Below are 18,918 nucleotides of genomic sequence, written 5' to 3'. Positions count from 1 at the left end.
TAACAAAACAGCCCGTTAATATTTGATACTTGAATTGAAGTATTAACGGACTGGTATTGGTTATTTTCTGTTAACTATTTAGCGTTACTTATCAGCATCAAGCCCTTGCTGCCAAAATGCAATTTCCATGCGTGTTGCGGTTTTAAATACATGCATAAGATGTCGGCCGCGTTGGCTGTTGACGTCAATTTCAGCTAACAATTCATCAATATGCGCAGTACCTTGTGCCACCCCTTGCTGAAATTCATCCCCGCTATAAAGCTCGATCCAACTCGAAAATGGATTGCCGGCTAACTTGGTGTTGCCATCTGCCGCAAGATTACGGCCAATTTCGGCGTAACCAACCGAACAGGGTGCTAAGGCAGCATAAAGATCTACAATATCGCCAGCCATACCGGCATCGAGTACATAACGTGTGTAAGCGACTGTGCTAAAGTCTTCAGGCTCTGCTTCTAAATCAGATTCGGTTAAACCCCAGTTGGCACAGTAAGTGATATGGTGACCAATTTCAGAATCTAACAGAGCATGTACGCTGGGTAGTGCTTTACGCATATCGGCTAAAGTACGGGCTTTGTAAATCGCTAACGCGTAAGCGCGGGCATATTGTTTTAGGAACAAGAAATCTTGCTTAAGGTAATGCAAGTAACTCGGCTGTGCTAATGTCCCTTGCGCTAATTGTTGTACAAACGCATGTTGGGTATATGCGTCCCAGTCTTCACGACAGGCATTGATCAGGTCTTGATGGTTCATAATGTTCTCTGTTATTTTTACAGCGACAATGGTGATTAAAGTGTCGGTACGTAGTCTTGTGCTTTCGGTAATGTCTGAATGATCTTGTGCGAATACATGAACTCGGCATAATCGTCATAACGTTTTAAATCAACCGCAGCAGGACGCAGTGCGAAACGAGTCAGGGTATCGTTCCAAGCGCGTTTATTTAATTCGTTGTTTAACGTGTCAGGAGCATAAGCAACAAACTCTTTCCATGCTGCTTGTGGGTGATTAACTATGTAGACTGTTGCTTTCTCTAGGGCTTTATTGAAGGCTGTGATAGCCACTTTGTCGTAGGTATTAGCGTTGGCAACAAAGATCAGTTCGTCATACGCTGGTACACCGTGCTCTTCAGGGAAGAATGCTTTGGCTTTAAAACCTTCAAGTTCGAGTTGATTAGTTTCGAAATTACGTAAACCACCCCATATTGCATCTACTTTACCTGATGCGAGTGATGATGATAGCGCCCAACCGACATTAATGATCTGTACATCTTCATAGTTAACACCACCTGTTTGTAACATGGTGCCGATAGTTGCTTCTTCGTTACCAGCGATGGCGATACCAATTTTTTTACCTTTTAAATCAGCAATGTTATTGATTTTGTCGTTGTCGAGTACCATCAGGGTATTGAGTGGTGTGGCGATCAAGGTTGCTGTGCGGATAAGCGGTAAACCTGCTGCCACGTCGATAGTGAGATTGGGCTGGTAAGTGATAGCTAAATCGACTTTATTAGCCGCGACCAGCTTTGGTGGCATGCTTGGGTCTGCTGGTTCTTGGATCACCACATTCACACCTTGCTCGGCAAAGTAACCACGTTCTTTTGCTATAACGATAGGGCCGTGATTGGGGTTAACAAACCAATCTAACATCAGCGTTAGGGTCTTAGTTTCTGCTTGTGCGCTTGTCGATAGCATCGCTGTCGTCAATATAGCGGCTTTTAGTAAGATGTTGTTTTTCATAAATATCCTTTTATATATTGGTATATGTTGATATGTGCTATTAAAATTATTTGTCCCAAGGTATGAGCCTTTTCAATGCTTTGTCAGTGACAAAATAAAGTAAGATCGATAGAGCAGATAAGATCAGTAATGCGGCAAACATTTCATCAATCATCATTCGGGCATTAGCTTGCAGCATGAGGTAACCGAGTCCAGCACTTGAGCCGACCCATTCACCAGCAACGGCACCGATTGGCGCAATGACCACCGCGACGCGAATACCGGATGCGAGTGTCGGCAATGAGGCGGGCTGTTGAATATGACGCAGCAGCTGCCATTTAGTTGCGCCCATGGTTTTCGCCAAATCCAAATAACCTGTGGGGGTATTACGTAAGCCGTCGTAACAGCAGGTGGTTACGGGGAAGAAGATGATTAATGCTGCCATTACTATCTTGGACGCCATGCCATAACCTAGCCAAAGCATCAGCACTGGCGCAATGGCGAATACCGGAATTGCTTGGCTGGCAATTAAGAGTGGTAATAGCCAATGCTTAACGGGTTTGAATAGCAGCATCTGCAAAGCAAAAAATAATCCCATCAATAGACCAAGTAACAAGCCAAAGACAATTTCTTGTGCGGTGACTAATGTGTGTTTAAACAAGACTTCATGGCGCTCTATCAAGCGTTCAAATACCGCCAATGGCGCGGGTAGAATGAAAGAGGGCATGGCAAAAATAACCACAATACTTTGCCATATGCCAATAATGACAAGCACGCTAATGATCATGCGTAACAAAGGATTAATACTGATCTGTTGCTTGCTATGCTGGTTGGCATGAATGCTGTCTTGGTTCGATTGCAGCGCTGCGGGCTTAGGATTAGCCGGCTTAAGATTGATGTACTCACTCATATCCGACACCACTCTCATCCCGATACTCTTTTGCCAAACAAGACATTATTTGTTGTTGCAGTTGCGCACACTCAGCATCGAATTGACGCGGTGTAGCAGATGTAGGTACGGATAAATGCTCAGCGCTAGCAGGCGTGCCTTGCATAATATAGATATGGTCGGCGAGACGGATCGCTTCTTGGGGATCGTGGGTGATTAACACTACAGTTTTATCTGCTAATAATTCACAAGCAAGATCTTGTAATCGATAACGAGTCACGGCATCTAAGGCTGAAAACGGTTCATCCATTAATACCACGGGTTTGTCTTGCATTAACGTTCTTGCCAATGCCACACGTTGACGCATGCCGCCAGATAGTTGTTGTGGAAAATGATGAGCGTTGTCAACAAGTCCAACTTTAGCAAGTAGACTTAAGGCTTTATCATTATTGGCTTGTGATGTCTCGGTACCAAATTTATTACTTAAGGTGACATTGTCGAGCACGGATAACCAAGGTAGCAGTAAGTCTTGTTGCGCCATGTAGGCAACTTGATCGGTTAAATCTGGTAATAGTTGATGATTCGCGTCAATTGAGCATTCACCTGACCAAGTCACTTGCTGATCTAACAAGCCAGCAAGATAACGCAGCAGCGAGGTTTTTCCGCAGCCGCTGCGACCTAAGATACATGTCCACTGTTTTGCGGGCATCGTCATATTAAATTGGCTTAGCACTGGTTCGATACTGTCGTGGTAGTGTAAATAACCGTTCTTAATCGCTATGTTAACCGCAAGGTTGTCTTTAAGATCAAGGCTTGTCTGCGAGGGACTAGGCATCAGCGTGACCAGCAAAGAAATGATTTACCGGGCCATGACCACTGCCTATATCTAATTCATCGGCATGGGCAATCGCGTTGGATATGTATTTTTTACCCAATTTTACCGCTTGAAGTAGATCATGTCCTTGCGCTAAATAAGATGCGATGGCAGAAGATAACGTACAGCCAGTACCATGGGTATTGTGGGTATTAACCCGTTTTACGGTTAACAGTTCTACGTGATCTTGAAAGATAAGCAGGTCGTTACTGTTTTCATCTTGTTCTAAGTGACCGCCCTTTAATAACACCGCGTTGACGTTAAGTTGGCGTAATGCGTTGATCATATCGCCCATATCATCCTCACAAATTGGCTGCGGTGAACCTGTTAAAGCGGCACCTTCAGGTAAGTTAGGGGTGATCAAATCGGCAAGCGGTAATAACTCAGATTTAAGGGTGTTGATGGCTGATTCTTTTAACAGTAAATCGCCGCTGGTGGCTACCATGACAGGATCAACGACTAAGAATCGGGGCTTGTATTGCTTAATTTTAGCGGCGACAACCTTGATGATATCGCAGTCTGCCAGCATGCCGACTTTAACGGCTACGATATTTAAATCGCTAAAGACAGCATCGAGTTGATTGTCGATATGCTCTAGTGGGATGGGGAATATAGCCGATACGCCAAGGGTATTTTGCGCGGTAATAGCTGTGATCACCGAACAAGCATAACTGCCTGTTGCGGATATTGCTTTGATATCGGCTTGAATACCCGCGCCGCCACCACTATCAGATCCTGCGATCGTTAATACTATCGGTGTTGATGGGCTGTTTTTTAGTGGACTTTTTATTGATGAAAGTGGTGTTAATGAAACTGGTGTTGATGTGTTTTTTGTGACCTTTCGCATAAATATCCCTAGTACAGACGTATAGGAACTTTATCGAGCCAAAGATTGAGAGACGTAACAGGTCAAATCAGGAGAAGCAAGACTGATAGTTCCCTACGTCAGTGTTAACTGAATCAGGTTCAACGGGTCTCGCAATGTGCGCTCTCAGCCTTTTAGGCCCCCCGACTATATATGCGTCAATACTAACAAGTTTTGTTAAAAGCGCAATAGCTCGTTAATAACTTCAGTGTTAATAGAAATAACCTATTTACATTTAAGTACCTTCATAAGCGTTAGTAAATGTTTAGTCCTTAATGGATGCATTGTTAGAAAAAAGCGGCCATTGCATAGGCTGTTTTTTCAAACATTAGCGGTTGTGCTTCAGGTAATTCCAAGTTGGCTTTATTAGCTGTAGTAACGACACGAGTACGATACTCTTTTTGTGTTGTAGCTTCAGAGTAGGTTTGTGTCGTGGCCCCATCATCTGAAATTTTAGTGTTTACTTTAGAGTCTCGACGAACAATCACACCATTACCAGCACGTTCTTTTATTTGAATATCAGCAACTAAAAGATACATAACATCCTGAACAAAGGCGTTAGCGGCAGTAGATAAAAGACCTCCTATTAAACCTGCACCGGCGGCATCTTCAAGAGAACCCCCAGCTGCATAACCCGCTGCAGCACCTATTCCTACACCTTGATAACCTGCACTTAATGCTGTTTTAGCATCATTTGGCGTGGTTTTTTCAAGGTTACGAACGAAAACACTCATTGAATATTGTGCTTTTCCAGGGGAATCTGTCAACGTATAGCCATTACCACTATTAACCAATTGACTCTCTAATGATTTTCGAAAAGAATTACGGTCAAACTCCATAACACCACTTCTAACTTCTAAATATATCTTACGTTTCTCAGCTGGAACGGGATCGACAAAAATGGATGTACTAATTTTTGTTTGTACATCCAAATCACTTTTTGAAATGGATGTATGCAGGGCTGAACAGCTAGATAGGACAGTAATAAAAAGTCCAATCGTAATAATTTTGATTTTGGCATTCATTTTAATATCCTCATATATATTTGAAATTATTAATAATAATAACGCCCATAATAGCGATAATAATATTTACAATTGCGGTATTGAGTCCAGTTATAACGAAGTAGATCATGGCAGGTATATCCTGGGCGCCAGTATGCGCCGTGATATTCTGGTGGCGTTACATTTTTTTCTAGCATACTTTTAATATATGCATCTACTTCCTTTGGTTTCTCAGCCAAGAATGGTTTGGATAGCACTTCTGAATTCATTTGGGCCTGAGCTCTAGCTAACGCATCTTCTTCAGACCTTTCCGCAGCAATGACAGATTGTGACCCTATGAATTGAAAACAAATAATGGCAAAGGTAACCAAGCCTTTAAAGTGATTAATGTTGATATTCATATCTAAACCTCATTTAAACTAAGACAAGACACTGGTTAACTCTTAAATAACAGTCGTTCTAAGTAAACTTATTATAGCCACATATCGGATATTATCTGAGCTACATTACGTCTTCTAACTAGTTCAATAAACAGCATTAAACTACCAAAAATACCAGATGAGCCGCCAGATGAGTCGCCAGATGAGTCGCCTGGTGGATTTCCATCTGGTGGTTCATCAGCACAAGCCTCTCCGCTAGGGGGGGCAGGTGTACTATCTTCTTGTCCAGGGTTTTGGACCGTCGGACAATTATCCTCATCGTCCGGAACTCCATCAGAGTCTGAATCGATGCCAATGCCGCGGTCGTAGACAAAGATATCTGTGTAACCACTGTTATTATCAGTAACTAAGTTATTAGCGTCAGAGGAGAATGCTACATAGCGGCCGTTTGCACTGATGGAGTGGAAGTAACTTGAATCGTTAGCTTGAGTTCCATTACTGGCAACACTTACCCGCTCAGTCTTATTCTTGTTACGGTCGTGAACAAGAATATTGAGAGGACAAATATTGAAAATACAGATATCGGTAGTATCGTTAGCAACCAGATTCACAGCGAAAGATGTAAAAGCCACATAACGACCGTCCGCACTAATGCTGGCAAAAGTGCTGGTAGAATCCCCTTGGGAACCGTCATCTGCCACGCTTACTCGCTCGGTATTTTTATCGCTACGGTCGTGAATAAAGACATCGCGGGCTCCATTGGTATCGCTTGTAACAAGATTATTGGCGATAGAGTCAAATGCCACATAACGACCGTCGGCGCTTATGGAAGGGTAAGCACTATCGTCATTAGCTTGACTACCGTTATTGGCGACATTAACTAGCTCAATAGTATTGCTATTGCGGTCGTAAACAAAGATATCGATAGCGCCGTTGATATCCTTAGTAACAAGATTAGTGGCTAGGGAGTGGAATACTACATAGCGACCGTCAGAACTAATGGAGGGATGCTGACTATTAGCTTCGCCCTGGATGCTATCACTGCTTATACTGACCCTTTCAGTAATTCCGCTGTTGCGGTCTTGAACAAAAATATCGAAAGAATCGTTGGTATCGTTAACAACGAGGTTGTTGGCTAAAGAATGAAATGCTACATAGCGCCCGTCAGCGCTGATGGACGGGTGTTGACTGTCAGCTCCGCCCTGGATGTTTTCACTGGTTACACTGAGCCTCTCTGTAGTACCGTTGTTGCGGTCGTGAACAAAAATATCAAATGAACCATTTGTATCGTTAGCAACCAGGTTGTTGGCTAGGGAGTGAAAGGCCACATAACGACCGTCAGCACTGATTGAAGGGTGCCCACTATTAGAATTTGCTTGAGTGTTATTACTGCTTATGCTAACCCTTTCAGTAGTACTATTGTTACGATCATAGATAAAGATATCGTACTGACCATTAGTATCATCTGCAACCAAGTTATTGGCGTTGGATTGAAATGCCACATAGCGGCCATTGGCACTGATAGCTACAGTTAGGCTTGCTCCGTTACTTTCGGAGCCGTCACTGGCCATGCTGACCAATTCTGTGGTACCAACTAGTGCACTCGAAGCATAGATACTCAATAGTAATGATCCCAAGTGAATAGCTGTTCGTATTGTGCTTTTCATCATCGACCTCTCTATCGACCTGAAAACGTCATAAATTGTAAATTTAGTTTATTACTTTTCATTGTAGGTTGTTTTCGGTATTTCATACTGTCAAATCTGACAGTGGTGTGTTTACTGACTATAGTTACGTTGAATTTTAATCAAGAGCTGAAGTAAACATGGACATCGAACTAATCGAAAAAATACTGTCTTGTAATTCTGAAGAAGAGCTAATAATTCAATTTAAAATAATTATAAACAGAATTGGAATTCAACATTTTGCATACATGCATATTCCTCATTGCCAAGATGTTGAAACTAAAGTAATAAGTGATTATAACGTTAATTGGATTTCTCATTACGTTGAAAATGAATATCAACATATAGATTCGACAGTTGCATTATGTAATGTTGCAACTGAGCCTTTCACATGGGAGTTTTCAAGAAAGCTCATACAGCAAACGGCAATGCAGAACAATTATTGGCATGAGGCTAATGAGTTTCATTTAAAGGATGGTGTATCGATAGCCATTCCCAGTAGTGACAGTACCACTGGTTTTGGTTTTGCACTGCAAGAAGGTGAGAATTCCAATATATGGCTCCAGATCCACAGAGATACGTTAAAAGTGCTTGCTACGGTATTCTATCGCCAATTAAATTATTTGATTGAGTCATCAAGGGGGACCATCTTAACCACGGATATGTCTGCTCGAGAGTTGGAATGCGCACAATGGATTAGTCTTGGTCTCACCGCCATTCAAGTCGCAGAAAAAATGAAAATAACTGAAAGAACAGTTCGTTTCCACTTAAACCAATTAAAATTAAAACTTAATGTTAAAACTAAAGAGCAAGTTATTGTCATGCTGGCATATCACAGATTAATTCAAGTCTAATATGTTCGTTTAGTGCACAGTCTTAGGCTACGAACATATATAGGCCATAGACCACTTACAAGAGCAAGTATTAGCTGTGAGAATTGAAGAACGTAGAAAAAGATTGGCAGCCGATCAAGCGAGGGTATTACGGTGAGAAATTTGTCTGTTAAGTCGTATTATTGCGAGGGATAAAATAAGCTGCCAGTAAATTCTGACAGCTTGTATTTTAAAGTTTTAAAACCAACTTAACGTTTATTATGTTGCTCAGTTCTTAAACCCATTATCAAGCTCACACACATAACCAATAAGATCACTGTGAATGGCAGTGCTGTGGAAATGGCACCTGCTTGTAATGCTTCAATTGCTTGTGTACCGCCAACCCAAAGTAGTGCTGCAGCGATTGCACCTTCGGTGAATGCCCAGAATACACGTTGTGGTATTGGCGCATCAACTTTACCACCAGCAGTGATGCTGTCGATAACCAACGAACCAGAGTCAGAAGAAGTAATGAAGAATACTAATACTAACAATACCGCGAGCATTGATAACACGTCACCCATAGGTAAAGCATCAAACATTTGGAACATAGCTAAAGGTACTTCTTTTAGACCTTCAGTACCTAAAGTACCAACTTTATTCACTACCTGATCGATAGCTACGCCACCAAATACAGACATCCATAAAACCGTTACACTTGTAGGAATGAGTAATACAGCTGTGATGAATTCACGAATAGTACGACCACGTGAAATACGCGCGATGAACATACCTACGAATGGTGACCATGAAATCCACCATGCCCAATAGAATACAGTCCAACCGTGCATCCAAGCTTCGTCTTCACGACCAATTGGATTACTTAATGGAATGATATTTTTAACATAACCCATAATAGTCGTCGGGATCGTGCCCATAGATACCGCAAATGTGACTAACGCAACGAATACTAATAGCACTAACGCGAGTAGCATGTTGATGTTACTAATTACTTTTACGCCGCCGTCAATACCACGTATAACCGATACTACAGCCAGCAAGGTTACGATAAAGATGATTGAAATTTGTAAAAATAGATCGTTATCAATACCTAACACATGATGGAAACCACTTGCTGCTTGTTGCGCGCCCAAACCAAGTGATGTCGCTAAACCAAATAGGGTCGCGATTACAGCTAAGATATCAACAATGTGACCAGCCCAACCCCACGTTCTATCACCTAAGATCGGGTAGAATACAGAACGCATTGAAAGTGGTAGGCCTTTGTTATAAGAGAAGAAAGCCAGTGATAGTGCAACTACACCATAAATTGCCCATGGGTGTAACCCCCAGTGGAACATAGTCGCGCCTAATGCCAGTTGTGCTGCTTCAGGCGTGTTTGCTGCTACGTTAAGCGGTGTTTCATACCAACCTGTGTAATAAGCAACAGGTTCTGCAACCCCCCAGAACATAAGGCCAATACCCATGCCGGCAGCAAATAGCATGGCAATCCAAGACATGCGGCTGTAATCAGCTTTAGCATCATCGCCACCTAAACGGATTTTACCGTATGGCGAGACAATTAAACCTAGGCAGAAAATAACAAAGATGTTTGCAGACCACATGAAGAGGCTATCAAAGGTGCCTATAATTTGCCATTTGATGCCATCTAGAAATGATTTTGATGTTTCTGGATCAACTAATAAAATTGCCAGCAAGAATAAGCCGATTAGCGATGCACTGATACCGAATACCGGGTTGTGAACATCAAACCCCCATTTCTGCACGTTATCTTGTCCGACTGTGTAATCAGTATTATCAATACTGTATTTATCCCTATTAATACTCATTAGTCCTCAGTTAGAACAGTCCTGCTCTATTTTATGTATTTATTTCGAGTTAGAACAGTGTAGCAAATTTAGCCGTGAAATTCAGTGGAATATCAATTTAGAACGCTTTTAACCCTTAAAAAATAATGGGTATTGGCTATATAACTGAGGGATAAGTGATGGCTGCATGTAATTTAATGCGGAGTATAGAAGTGTGAAAAGCGCGTCGAGAATTAGCTATTACAGGGTTCTGCTTCTTTCCCGTTGGCCACGTTTTAAGCCCAGAAACTGACGTGGTTGCTATATCCACTCCACCTCTTAGGTCTGTCAGTAGATAAAACGCTTTTCAATATCAAGTATAGATCACCTTGAATAACTGTCCAGTTCTCACCATTAAGAATTGGGATTATTACTTTATCTTTACTGCTATCAAGATCTGCCAATAATTAGGTTGCTTAATAAGTGAAAAGTATGGGAATTGGGATGGACATTCTCGATTTATTGATCTTTATGTTTCGGTTTTGATGTGTAAGTGTTGACAATATGTAAAAATCAAATAATATTGAGCTAAACCTAAACATTGTCGACAATCTTATGCCTTTAGATGATCCAACTAAAATAGTCGCTGTGACCACAGCAGATAAAGTTTTTGAACAAATGCAGCGTGCCATTGTTGATGGTGACATACTTGCGGGCAGTAAGATCAGTGAACCCGAGCTAGCAAAACGTTACCAAATTAGTCGTTCTACCCTGCGTGAAGCATTAAATCGATTAGAAAAATGTCATTTAATTGAGCGTAAAGCCAATATCGGTTCACGGGTAGTGCAATGTACAACGCAAGGTTTACTCGACTTGTACTTTGTGCGTGAAGCGTTAGAAGGTATGGCATGCAGACAAGCGGCAGAAAACATGACTGATGCCGAAATTGTCGACATGAAAGCTATGCTTAGCCAACACGCATCGGCGCAAGCACTTAAAGATGGTGTCGCTTACTATCAAGAAGAAGGTGATTTAGACTTTCATTATAAAGTTATCTTAGGCAGCCATAATGCCCAACTTATACATTTGATATGTGGCCAGCTCTATCACTTAGTTCGCATGTACCGTTGCCAGTTTGGTATGCATAGCCCCAGAGCCAGTCGCGCTTTTTCAGAACACGCCCAAATTATCGAAGCCATTAGTGATCGGGATGGGGAATTAGCCGAAATGCTAATGCGTCGTCATATCGCAGCTTCACGTAAAAACATTGAAACTAAAATTGCACATCAACTAGCCACAGAATCAAAGACAGAAACAGAATCTACACCAATTCAAGGAGATCAATAATATGTCTACACCATCATCGTCTCAACGTTTATCCCCCGGCGCAAAATTCCGTTTAGCACTGGCTAACAATAAACCCTTACAAGTGGTCGGTACGATTAATGCGTATTGCGCCATAATGGCGGAGCAGTTAGGCCATCAAGCTATTTATTTGTCTGGTGGTGGTGTGGCGAATGCATCTTATGGTTTGCCAGATCTCGGCATGACGTCATTGAATGATGTGCTTGTCGACGTGCAGCGTATTACAGCCGCATCGAGTTTACCTTTACTGGTGGATATCGATACCGGTTGGGGTGGGGCATTTAACATTGCTAAAACCATTCGTGATATGGAAAAAGCCGGTGCAGCAGCAGTGCATCTTGAAGACCAAGTGGCACAGAAGCGTTGTGGTCATCGCCCAAATAAAGAAATTGTGTCGACAGCAGAGATGGTTGATCGCATTAAAGCCGCGGTTGATGCGCGTACAGATCCTGATTTCTTCATCATGGCGCGTACCGATTCATTCGCACAAGAAGGCTTAGAGGCCGCTATTGCCCGAGCACAGGCCTATGTTGCTGCAGGTGCAGACGGTATTTTTGCTGAAGCAGTGAAAACTGAAGTCCATTATCGTGCCTTTTCTGCGGCATTGGATGTACCGATTCTCGCTAATATTACCGAATTTGGTCAAACCGAGTTATGGAATAAAGACCAGCTGGGTGAATGGGGTTGCGCCATGGTGCTATACCCATTATCGGCATTCCGCGCGATGAATAAAGCCGCGGAACAGGTTTATAAAACCTTATTAACCGACGGTGACCAAAAAGCTGTGGTTGGTAATATGCAAACACGGATGGATTTATATGATTACCTTGGTTATCACGACTATGAGCAAAAATTAGATAGTCTGTTCTCCGAAGGTAAGAATAAGTAGCCAACAAATAGGCCTGATTGCTACTTGCGATCATCGACTAAGATTATTTATATAGAGATGACTACACCGGAATAAACTATACCGAAATAAAAAGTAAGTACTAAACAATCAAGCGAACAATAGCAAACAGGATGTTGCAGAGTGAGCCCGTTGCAGTAACCGCAATGGCGACTGTAGAGTTGCTATGAGCCGTTTAAATTAGCTGTTCAGTATTAAAGTATTAATACAAATTAAGGGAATAATGATGACAGACAAAAAATTATCAGGCGCAGGTTTACGTGGCCAAAGCGCTGGTGACACTGCACTTTGTACCGTCGGTAAATCAGGTAGCGGCTTAACCTATTGTGGCTATGACGTTGCCGACTTGGCTGAAAACGCAACATTTGAAGAAGTGGCGTATTTATTATTTAACGGCGAATTGCCGACACTTGATCAGCTGGAAACGTATAAAGCGCAATTACATACCCTACGCGATTTACCGCAATCGTTAAAAGAAGTATTACAGCATATTCCTGCAGACGCGCATCCAATGGATGTCATGCGTACCGGTTGTTCATTTTTAGGCAACATTGAACCTGAAACTGATTTTTCAGAGCAAAACAAAGCGGCTAATCGCTTACTAGCGGCGTTCCCTGCAATCATGTGTTACTGGTATCGTTATTCTCATGATGGCGTGGAGATTGACTGTACAACTGATGAAGATTCATTGGCTGGTCATTTCCTTAAACTACTGCGTGGAGAAACACCGTCAGCGCAACATCGCCGAGTGATGGATGTATCACTGATCTTATATGCAGAGCATGAGTTTAATGCATCTACCTTTAGTGCGCGTGTTTGTGCATCGACATTGTCAGATATGTTCTCGTGTGTAACGGGGGCTATTGGTACCTTGCGTGGACCATTGCACGGTGGTGCCAATGAAGCGGCAATGGATATGATCCAAAAATTCACTTCACCAACAGATGCCAAAATACAAATGGCTGCCATGTTAGAACGTAAAGAAAAAATCATGGGCTTTGGCCATGCGATTTACAGCACTTCTGATCCGCGTAATGTCATCATTAAAAAATGGTCTGAAAAACTGGCGCATGAACATGGTGATACGGCGTTATACGATATCTCTGTCGCATGTGAAGAGTTTATGTGGGATAGCAAAAAACTATTCTGTAACGCCGACTTCTTCCATGCTTCTGCGTACCATTTTATGGGCATCCCAACCAAATTATTTACCCCTATTTTTGTTTGTTCGCGTCTAACAGGCTGGGCTGCGCATGTGATGGAACAGCGTAGCAACAACCGTATTATTCGCCCAAGTGCAGATTATATTGGTGCAGAGCCAAGAGTTGTAACACCAATTTCAGAGAGATAATGGATGATGAATACTAACTATCGTAAAGCGTTACCTGGCAGTGAACTGGATTATTTTGATACTCGCGCTGCTGTTGATGACATTCAAGCTGGCGCGTATGCAACTTTGCCTTATACATCCCGAGTATTTGCCGAGAACTTGGTGCGTCGCTGTGAACCTGCAGCATTAACCGCGTCTTTAAAACAACTTATCGAGCGCAAGCGTGACCTAGATTTCCCTTGGTTTCCGGCGCGTGTTGTTTGTCATGATATTTTAGGTCAAACCGCCTTAGTTGATTTGGCCGGTCTGCGTGATGCGATAGCCGCGAAAGGTGGCGATCCATCCAAGGTCAATCCAGTGGTGCCAACGCAATTGATTGTCGATCATTCATTGGCGGTTGAGCACGCGGGCTTCGACCCTGATGCGTTTGCAAAGAACCGCGCCATTGAAGATCGTCGTAACGATGACCGTTTCCATTTCATTAACTGGACCAAAACAGCCTTTAAGAATATCGATGTTATTCCACCGGGTAATGGTATTCTGCATCAGATTAACTTAGAGCGTATGTCACCCGTGATCCAATCCCTTCATGGCGTGGCGTTTCCTGATACCTTAGTGGGTACAGATAGTCACACGCCAATGGTTGATGCCTTGGGCGTCATTGCCATTGGTGTCGGTGGACTAGAAGCTGAAAGCGTGATGCTAGGTCGTGCGTCATATATGCGTTTACCGGACATTATTGGCGTTGAGCTAACGGGCAAACCACCAGCAGGGATGACGGCAACAGATACCGTGTTGGCATTGACGGAATTCCTTCGTGCGCAGAAAGTAGTTTCAAGTTATCTCGAATTTTATGGTGAAGGTGTTCCCCATCTGACCTTGGGTGATCGCGCCACTATTTCTAACATGACCCCTGAATATGGTGCGACGGCGGCATTATTCTCCATTGATGAGCAGACCATTGATTACCTTAAATTAACCGGTCGTGAAGACGATCAAGTTAAGCTGGTGGAAACTTACGCTAAACACACAGGCCTATGGGCTGATGACTTGGCTAATGTTGAGTATGAACGTGTATTAACATTCGATTTATCGACGGTGTGCCGTAATATTGCTGGTCCATCAAATCCGCATAATCGTGTACCAACCTCTGAATTAGCCAAACGTGGTATCAGTGGTAAAGTTGAAAATGAACCAGGTAAAATGCCAGATGGGGCAGTGATCATAGCTGCTATCACCAGTTGTACGAATACCAGTAATCCACGCAACATGATTGCCGCAGGTTTGATTGCCCGTAATGCCAATGCACTTGGCTTAACCCGTAAACCTTGGGTTAAAACATCACTAGCACCGGGGTCAAAAGCGGTGCAACTCTACCTTGAAGAAGCGACATTATTACCCGAGCTCGAGCAACTTGGTTTTGGCATTGTGGCGTTTGCCTGTACGTCATGTAATGGCATGAGTGGGGCGCTGGATCCGGTTATTCAGCAAGAGATCTTAGAGCGAGATTTATATACGACAGCGGTGTTATCGGGAAACCGTAACTTTGACGGCCGTATTCATCCTCATGCCAATGAAGCCTTCATTGCCTCACCACCGTTAGTCGTCGCCTATGCCATTGCCGGTACTATTCGTTTTGATATTGAACGTGATGCGCTTGGGTTCGATCAAGCTGGTAATGCCATCACCCTAAAAGACATTTGGCCTAGCGATGAAGAAATTGATGAAGTGCTTAAAGCGAGCGTTAAACCTGAGCAATTCCGTCAAGTTTACAACCCGATGTTTGGCTCTGATATCGGCTCTGATATAGAGTGTAGTGTTGATTATGGCGACAAAAACGACCCGCTGTATGATTGGCGTGAAATGAGTACTTATATTCGCCGTCCACCTTATTGGGAAGGGGCATTAGCGGGGGAACGTACTCTTAAAGGTATGCGTCCTCTTGCGGTGTTGGGCGACAACATTACCACTGACCATTTATCGCCTTCTAACGCCATTATGCTTGATAGCGCGGCGGGTGCGTATTTAGATAAAATGGGTTTGCCGGAAGTCGATTTTAATTCCTATGCGACTCACCGTGGCGATCACTTAACGGCGCAGCGTGCGACCTTTGCTAATCCGAAATTAAACAATGAAATGGTGTTAGAAAACGGCAAGGTTAAGCAAGGCTCACTAGCACGAATAGAACCGGAAGGCACGGTAACCCGTATGTGGGAAGCGATTGAAACCTACATGGAGTGTAAACAACCACTGATTATTGTCGCGGGTGCAGATTATGGTCAAGGGTCTTCTCGTGATTGGGCGGCTAAAGGTGTTCGTTTAGCGGGTGTTGAAGCGATTGTTGCTGAAGGGTTTGAACGTATTCACCGCACTAACTTGGTTGGTATGGGGGTATTACCGCTGGAATTTAAACTCGGGGAAAGCCGCCTAACCTATGCGATTGATGGTAGTGAAACCTTTGACGTTATCGGTGAACCAACCCCTCGAAGTACACTGACGCTGATCATTAATCGTAAAAACGGTGAGATTGTAGAAGTGCCAGTTATCTGTCGTTTAGATACCGCGGAAGAAGTCTCTATCTATGAAGCTGGTGGTGTATTGCAACGCTTTGCACAGGACTTCCTTGAATCGAGTGAAGCTTAATGAGGAATCGCATGACCTATTTACCACAGCTTAAGATCCCCGCCACTTATATGCGTGGCGGCACCAGTAAAGGGGTGTTCTTTAACCTGCAGGACTTACCCAAGGCTGCGCAAGTAGCGGGGCTTGCACGGGATGCGTTATTGTTGCGTGTTATCGGCAGTCCTGATCCTTACGGGAAGCAAACTGATGGTATGGGCGGAGCAACATCGAGTACCAGCAAAACGGTGATCGTGTCGGCAACGGATAAACCCGACCATGATGTCGATTATTTGTTTGGTCAGGTATCGATTGATAAACCGTTCGTGGATTGGAGTGGCAACTGTGGCAATTTATCCGCCGCGGTTGGTTCTTTTGCGATAACCAGTGGTTTGATTGATGTGAGCCGCATTCCAGAAAACGGTATTGCTATTGTACGTATTTGGCAAGCTAATATTGGCAAAACCATTATTGCCCATGTGCCGATGACAAATGGCTTGGTGCAAGAAAGCGGTGACTTTGAGTTGGATGGCGTGACATTTCCAGCCGCAGAAGTGCTGGTAGAATTTATGCATCCAGCAGATGGTGAAGGAGCTATGTTCCCGACCGGTAATCTGGTGGATGATTTGGTTGTCCCTGAATCTGTGGTTGCTGGTGGACAGTTAAAAGTGACGATGATTAACGCCGGTATACCGACTATTTTTATTAATGCCGAGGCTGTGGGTTATACAGGTTCAGAGTTGCAAGAGGCGATTAATAACGATATTAAAGCGCTGGCTATGTTTGAAGCTATCCGTGCATATGGCGCGGTTAAAATGGGCTTAATTACTGATATTTCAGAAGCTGAACAGCGCCTGCATACACCTAAAGTCGCGTTTGTGGCTAAGCCTGCGGACTATATATCCTCAAGTGATAAGTGTATTGCCGCGAGCGATATTGATTTATCAGTACGAGCATTATCGATGGGGAAATTACATCACGCCATGATGGGCACTGCTGCGGTTGCTATTGGTGCTGCCGCTGCGATCCCTGGTACGTTAGTTAATTTAGCGGCTGGCGGTGGGATCCGTGATTCGGTGAATTTTGGTCATCCATCGGGGACATTACGGGTTGGTGCGCAGGCTAGTCAAGTTGACGGTAAATGGACTGTCACTAAAGCGAGTATGAGTCGCAGTGCGCGGATTCTAATGGAAGGTTGGGTGCGTATTCCAGTTGAATAACATTTAGTCATAAACGCCAAACTAATCAAACCAGTTGCTGGAATTATTGGATTAATATTAAGATATCGTTATATTGTCAGCTTATTCACATCTAGGCTGACTTTATAATGCTAAAGGTAATTACATTTTTAATCATGAGCGTCTGTAGTTTTACGGCGATGGCGACCTCGGTAGACTGCGAGAAAGCGTTTAATACATTAGAAATAAATTACTGTGCGAAGATTGAATTAGATAAAGCTGAAGCTGAAATGCAACGTTATCTCGATAAGAGTCTTGCTCAATATATTGCAGATACGAGCGTTGTCGAGTCGATTAATATTGCCCAATCAGCTTGGCAGTCTTATAGTAAATCACAGTGTGACTCGGTGTTTACTATGTTCAGAGACGGAACCATGCGGGTGGTGATGACGCTAAGTTGTCGAACTAAACTTACCCAACAACGAACCCATGAACTGTGGTCACAGTACCTAACCTATATGGACAGTGCTGAGCCAGTATTACCTGAGCCTGCGGTATTCGATATAAGCTAGGCTACTCTACTCTTATCTGATAGGGCAATCCAATAGGGTTATCAATGACATCCTCGATAGCCCTGTCTCTTCTTGTTATTCTGTTCTCTATCTTTAGTATGGTGTTGACGTGAACGTCTTTGCATTACGCATATTGCAATGACACGTCGCTATATGCGTTGCATTTTGCAAATGAGATCACTCAAATTACCCTGTCTATGGGTTACTGAGTCCATGTCCCATAAATTACTTTTGTCTTAACTCCCAACGTAAATCTCTATTTTTGTTATTAAACAATTACTTATTTTGTTAACGGCTTCAATCCTAACATCTAACGCCTGCATTTTTGCAGTTGGCGCAAACATTGCAACTTTGTAAGTTAAAAGTGTAATGAAAGGTTGGTTTGCGTGACGTTATACATGCTGTACTTACCTCACACCCAGTCAAATTTGCCAAGAGGATTGAGCGCAATGGGTAATCTAAGTCGATTGATAATACAGGGTAGTGCAGTCTTATTACTAATGACCTCTATAGGCTGTTCTGAGCAAGGTGGTTCACCGAGTCCGTCTGGTTCATCTAGTGGGGTCTCCCCAGATGTAGAACCAGATCCGCCGCTTAAGCTAGCTAGCACATTTGACGAACTTGTTATTGAAGATGGCTTTAAGTTTGATATGCAAAGAACGGTGAATATTGATATTTCTTTTAGTCAGAAACAAGGCTTCACGGAAATTTCAATTTTTTCAGCAATAGATCCAAATAGCAATATGCCGATCAATTTGTTAGAGAAAGCTGAACTCTACAATGCGCTGAAATTCTCGACGTCATTGCCAGTCCCCAGTTATACCGGATCCATGGTCGTAGTTATTAATGGCGATAGTTATGCCGAGCTTGACCTGCCTATAGATGACTCTAATCGTATTCACTATCTAGTTGAGTAAA

General features: G+C 43.1%; 17 protein-coding genes and 1 riboswitch. Of the genes, 8 read left to right on the top strand and 9 right to left on the bottom strand.

The window, feature by feature from the left end:
- Positions 1-84 precede the first annotated feature (84 nt).
- From tenA to CXF93_RS13565, 8 genes are all read right to left on the bottom strand, one after another.
- Complete coding sequence (gene tenA / locus CXF93_RS13600; protein ID WP_101063025.1) at positions 85-750, bottom strand: thiaminase II; 666 nt, start codon at positions 748-750, stop codon at positions 85-87.
- Positions 751-785: 35 nt separating this feature from the next.
- Positions 786-1,733 (bottom strand): ABC transporter substrate-binding protein, encoded by a 948-nt coding sequence (locus tag CXF93_RS13595; RefSeq protein ID WP_101063024.1) that lies wholly within the window; start codon positions 1,731-1,733, stop codon positions 786-788.
- A gap of 46 nt (positions 1,734-1,779) precedes the next feature.
- Positions 1,780-2,622, bottom strand: a complete 843-nt coding sequence (locus CXF93_RS13590; protein WP_232784210.1) for an ABC transporter permease — start codon at positions 2,620-2,622, stop codon at positions 1,780-1,782.
- On the bottom strand, positions 2,615-3,436 hold the full coding sequence (locus CXF93_RS13585; RefSeq protein WP_101063023.1) for an ABC transporter ATP-binding protein: 822 nt from the start codon (positions 3,434-3,436) through the stop codon (positions 2,615-2,617). Before CXF93_RS13585 ends, CXF93_RS13590 begins: the two co-directional genes overlap by 8 nt.
- Complete coding sequence (gene thiD, locus CXF93_RS13580) at positions 3,429-4,322, bottom strand: bifunctional hydroxymethylpyrimidine kinase/phosphomethylpyrimidine kinase (protein ID WP_101063022.1); 894 nt, start codon at positions 4,320-4,322, stop codon at positions 3,429-3,431. The genes CXF93_RS13585 and thiD overlap by 8 nt, the downstream gene beginning before the upstream one ends.
- A 73-nt stretch (positions 4,323-4,395) precedes the next feature.
- A riboswitch (TPP riboswitch) is annotated at positions 4,396-4,496 on the bottom strand.
- A 131-nt stretch (positions 4,497-4,627) separates the two neighbouring features.
- Positions 4,628-5,365, bottom strand: a complete 738-nt coding sequence (locus CXF93_RS13575; protein ID WP_101063021.1) for a complement resistance protein TraT — start codon at positions 5,363-5,365, stop codon at positions 4,628-4,630.
- A gap of 29 nt (positions 5,366-5,394) precedes the next feature.
- Positions 5,395-5,745 (bottom strand): hypothetical protein, encoded by a 351-nt coding sequence (locus CXF93_RS13570; protein WP_232784209.1) that lies wholly within the window; start codon positions 5,743-5,745, stop codon positions 5,395-5,397.
- Between the two features lie 71 nt (positions 5,746-5,816).
- Positions 5,817-7,394, bottom strand: coding sequence for a TolB family protein (locus CXF93_RS13565; protein ID WP_157824451.1), 1,578 nt, complete (start codon positions 7,392-7,394; stop codon positions 5,817-5,819).
- 155 nt (positions 7,395-7,549) lie between these two features.
- Here CXF93_RS13565 and CXF93_RS13560 point away from each other — a divergent pair, with 155 nt between their 5' ends.
- A complete protein-coding gene (locus CXF93_RS13560; protein ID WP_101063019.1) occupies positions 7,550-8,263 on the top strand; it encodes a LuxR family transcriptional regulator in 714 nt (237 codons plus the stop codon).
- 227 nt (positions 8,264-8,490) lie between these two features.
- Here the strand turns inward: CXF93_RS13560 and CXF93_RS13555 are convergent, their stop codons facing one another.
- On the bottom strand, positions 8,491-10,071 hold the full coding sequence (locus CXF93_RS13555; protein WP_101063018.1) for a BCCT family transporter: 1,581 nt from the start codon (positions 10,069-10,071) through the stop codon (positions 8,491-8,493).
- 573 nt (positions 10,072-10,644) lie between these two features.
- Between CXF93_RS13555 and CXF93_RS13550 the strand changes: the two genes are divergently transcribed.
- The 7 genes from CXF93_RS13550 (at position 10,645) to CXF93_RS13520 (ending at position 18,917) form a co-directional block, all read left to right on the top strand.
- Entirely contained in the window at positions 10,645-11,376 is a 732-nt protein-coding gene (locus CXF93_RS13550) for a GntR family transcriptional regulator (protein ID WP_101063017.1), read from the top strand.
- A gap of 1 nt (position 11,377) precedes the next feature.
- Positions 11,378-12,283, top strand: a complete 906-nt coding sequence (gene prpB / locus CXF93_RS13545; protein ID WP_101063016.1) for a methylisocitrate lyase — start codon at positions 11,378-11,380, stop codon at positions 12,281-12,283.
- 244 nt (positions 12,284-12,527) lie between these two features.
- Positions 12,528-13,652 carry a 2-methylcitrate synthase gene (prpC, locus tag CXF93_RS13540; protein ID WP_101063015.1) on the top strand — a complete coding sequence of 375 codons (1,125 nt, stop codon included), beginning with the start codon at positions 12,528-12,530 and terminating at the stop codon, positions 13,650-13,652.
- A gap of 6 nt (positions 13,653-13,658) precedes the next feature.
- The gene (gene acnD / locus CXF93_RS13535; RefSeq protein WP_101063359.1) at positions 13,659-16,274 is read left to right on the top strand and encodes a Fe/S-dependent 2-methylisocitrate dehydratase AcnD; all 2,616 of its coding nucleotides are present in this window, start codon (positions 13,659-13,661) and stop codon (positions 16,272-16,274) included.
- 11 nt (positions 16,275-16,285) lie between these two features.
- Complete coding sequence (gene prpF, locus CXF93_RS13530; RefSeq protein ID WP_101063014.1) at positions 16,286-17,470, top strand: 2-methylaconitate cis-trans isomerase PrpF; 1,185 nt, start codon at positions 16,286-16,288, stop codon at positions 17,468-17,470.
- Positions 17,471-17,577: 107 nt separating this feature from the next.
- Positions 17,578-18,000 (top strand): lysozyme inhibitor LprI family protein, encoded by a 423-nt coding sequence (locus CXF93_RS13525; protein ID WP_101063013.1) that lies wholly within the window; start codon positions 17,578-17,580, stop codon positions 17,998-18,000.
- Positions 18,001-18,449: 449 nt separating this feature from the next.
- Positions 18,450-18,917, top strand: coding sequence for a hypothetical protein (locus CXF93_RS13520; protein WP_101063012.1), 468 nt, complete (start codon positions 18,450-18,452; stop codon positions 18,915-18,917).
- The last annotated feature ends 1 nt before the right edge of the window (position 18,918 follow it).

It is taken from the genome of Moritella sp. Urea-trap-13 (genome assembly GCF_002836355.1).
In the GTDB taxonomy this organism is placed as follows: Bacteria; Pseudomonadota; Gammaproteobacteria; order Enterobacterales; family Moritellaceae; genus Moritella.
This window is presented reverse-complemented; position numbering and strand designations above follow the sequence as displayed.

Bases quoted from the DNA above. Each gene is read 5' to 3' on its own strand.
- tenA (WP_101063025.1), bottom strand. From the start codon at position 750: ATGAACCATCAAGACCTGATCAATGCCTGTCGTGAAGACTGGGACGCA.
- CXF93_RS13595 (WP_101063024.1), bottom strand. From the start codon at position 1,733: ATGAAAAACAACATCTTACTAAAAGCCGCTATATTGACGACAGCGATG.
- CXF93_RS13590 (WP_232784210.1), bottom strand. From the start codon at position 2,622: ATGAGTGAGTACATCAATCTTAAGCCGGCTAATCCTAAGCCCGCAGCG.
- CXF93_RS13585 (WP_101063023.1), bottom strand. From the start codon at position 3,436: ATGCCTAGTCCCTCGCAGACAAGCCTTGATCTTAAAGACAACCTTGCG.
- thiD (WP_101063022.1), bottom strand. From the start codon at position 4,322: ATGCGAAAGGTCACAAAAAACACATCAACACCAGTTTCATTAACACCA.
- CXF93_RS13575 (WP_101063021.1), bottom strand. From the start codon at position 5,365: ATGAATGCCAAAATCAAAATTATTACGATTGGACTTTTTATTACTGTC.
- CXF93_RS13570 (WP_232784209.1), bottom strand. From the start codon at position 5,745: ATGAATATCAACATTAATCACTTTAAAGGCTTGGTTACCTTTGCCATT.
- CXF93_RS13565 (WP_157824451.1), bottom strand. From the start codon at position 7,394: ATGATGAAAAGCACAATACGAACAGCTATTCACTTGGGATCATTACTA.
- CXF93_RS13560 (WP_101063019.1), top strand. From the start codon at position 7,550: ATGGACATCGAACTAATCGAAAAAATACTGTCTTGTAATTCTGAAGAA.
- CXF93_RS13555 (WP_101063018.1), bottom strand. From the start codon at position 10,071: ATGAGTATTAATAGGGATAAATACAGTATTGATAATACTGATTACACA.
- CXF93_RS13550 (WP_101063017.1), top strand. From the start codon at position 10,645: ATGCCTTTAGATGATCCAACTAAAATAGTCGCTGTGACCACAGCAGAT.
- prpB (WP_101063016.1), top strand. From the start codon at position 11,378: ATGTCTACACCATCATCGTCTCAACGTTTATCCCCCGGCGCAAAATTC.
- prpC (WP_101063015.1), top strand. From the start codon at position 12,528: ATGACAGACAAAAAATTATCAGGCGCAGGTTTACGTGGCCAAAGCGCT.
- acnD (WP_101063359.1), top strand. From the start codon at position 13,659: ATGAATACTAACTATCGTAAAGCGTTACCTGGCAGTGAACTGGATTAT.
- prpF (WP_101063014.1), top strand. From the start codon at position 16,286: ATGACCTATTTACCACAGCTTAAGATCCCCGCCACTTATATGCGTGGC.
- CXF93_RS13525 (WP_101063013.1), top strand. From the start codon at position 17,578: ATGCTAAAGGTAATTACATTTTTAATCATGAGCGTCTGTAGTTTTACG.
- CXF93_RS13520 (WP_101063012.1), top strand. From the start codon at position 18,450: ATGGGTAATCTAAGTCGATTGATAATACAGGGTAGTGCAGTCTTATTA.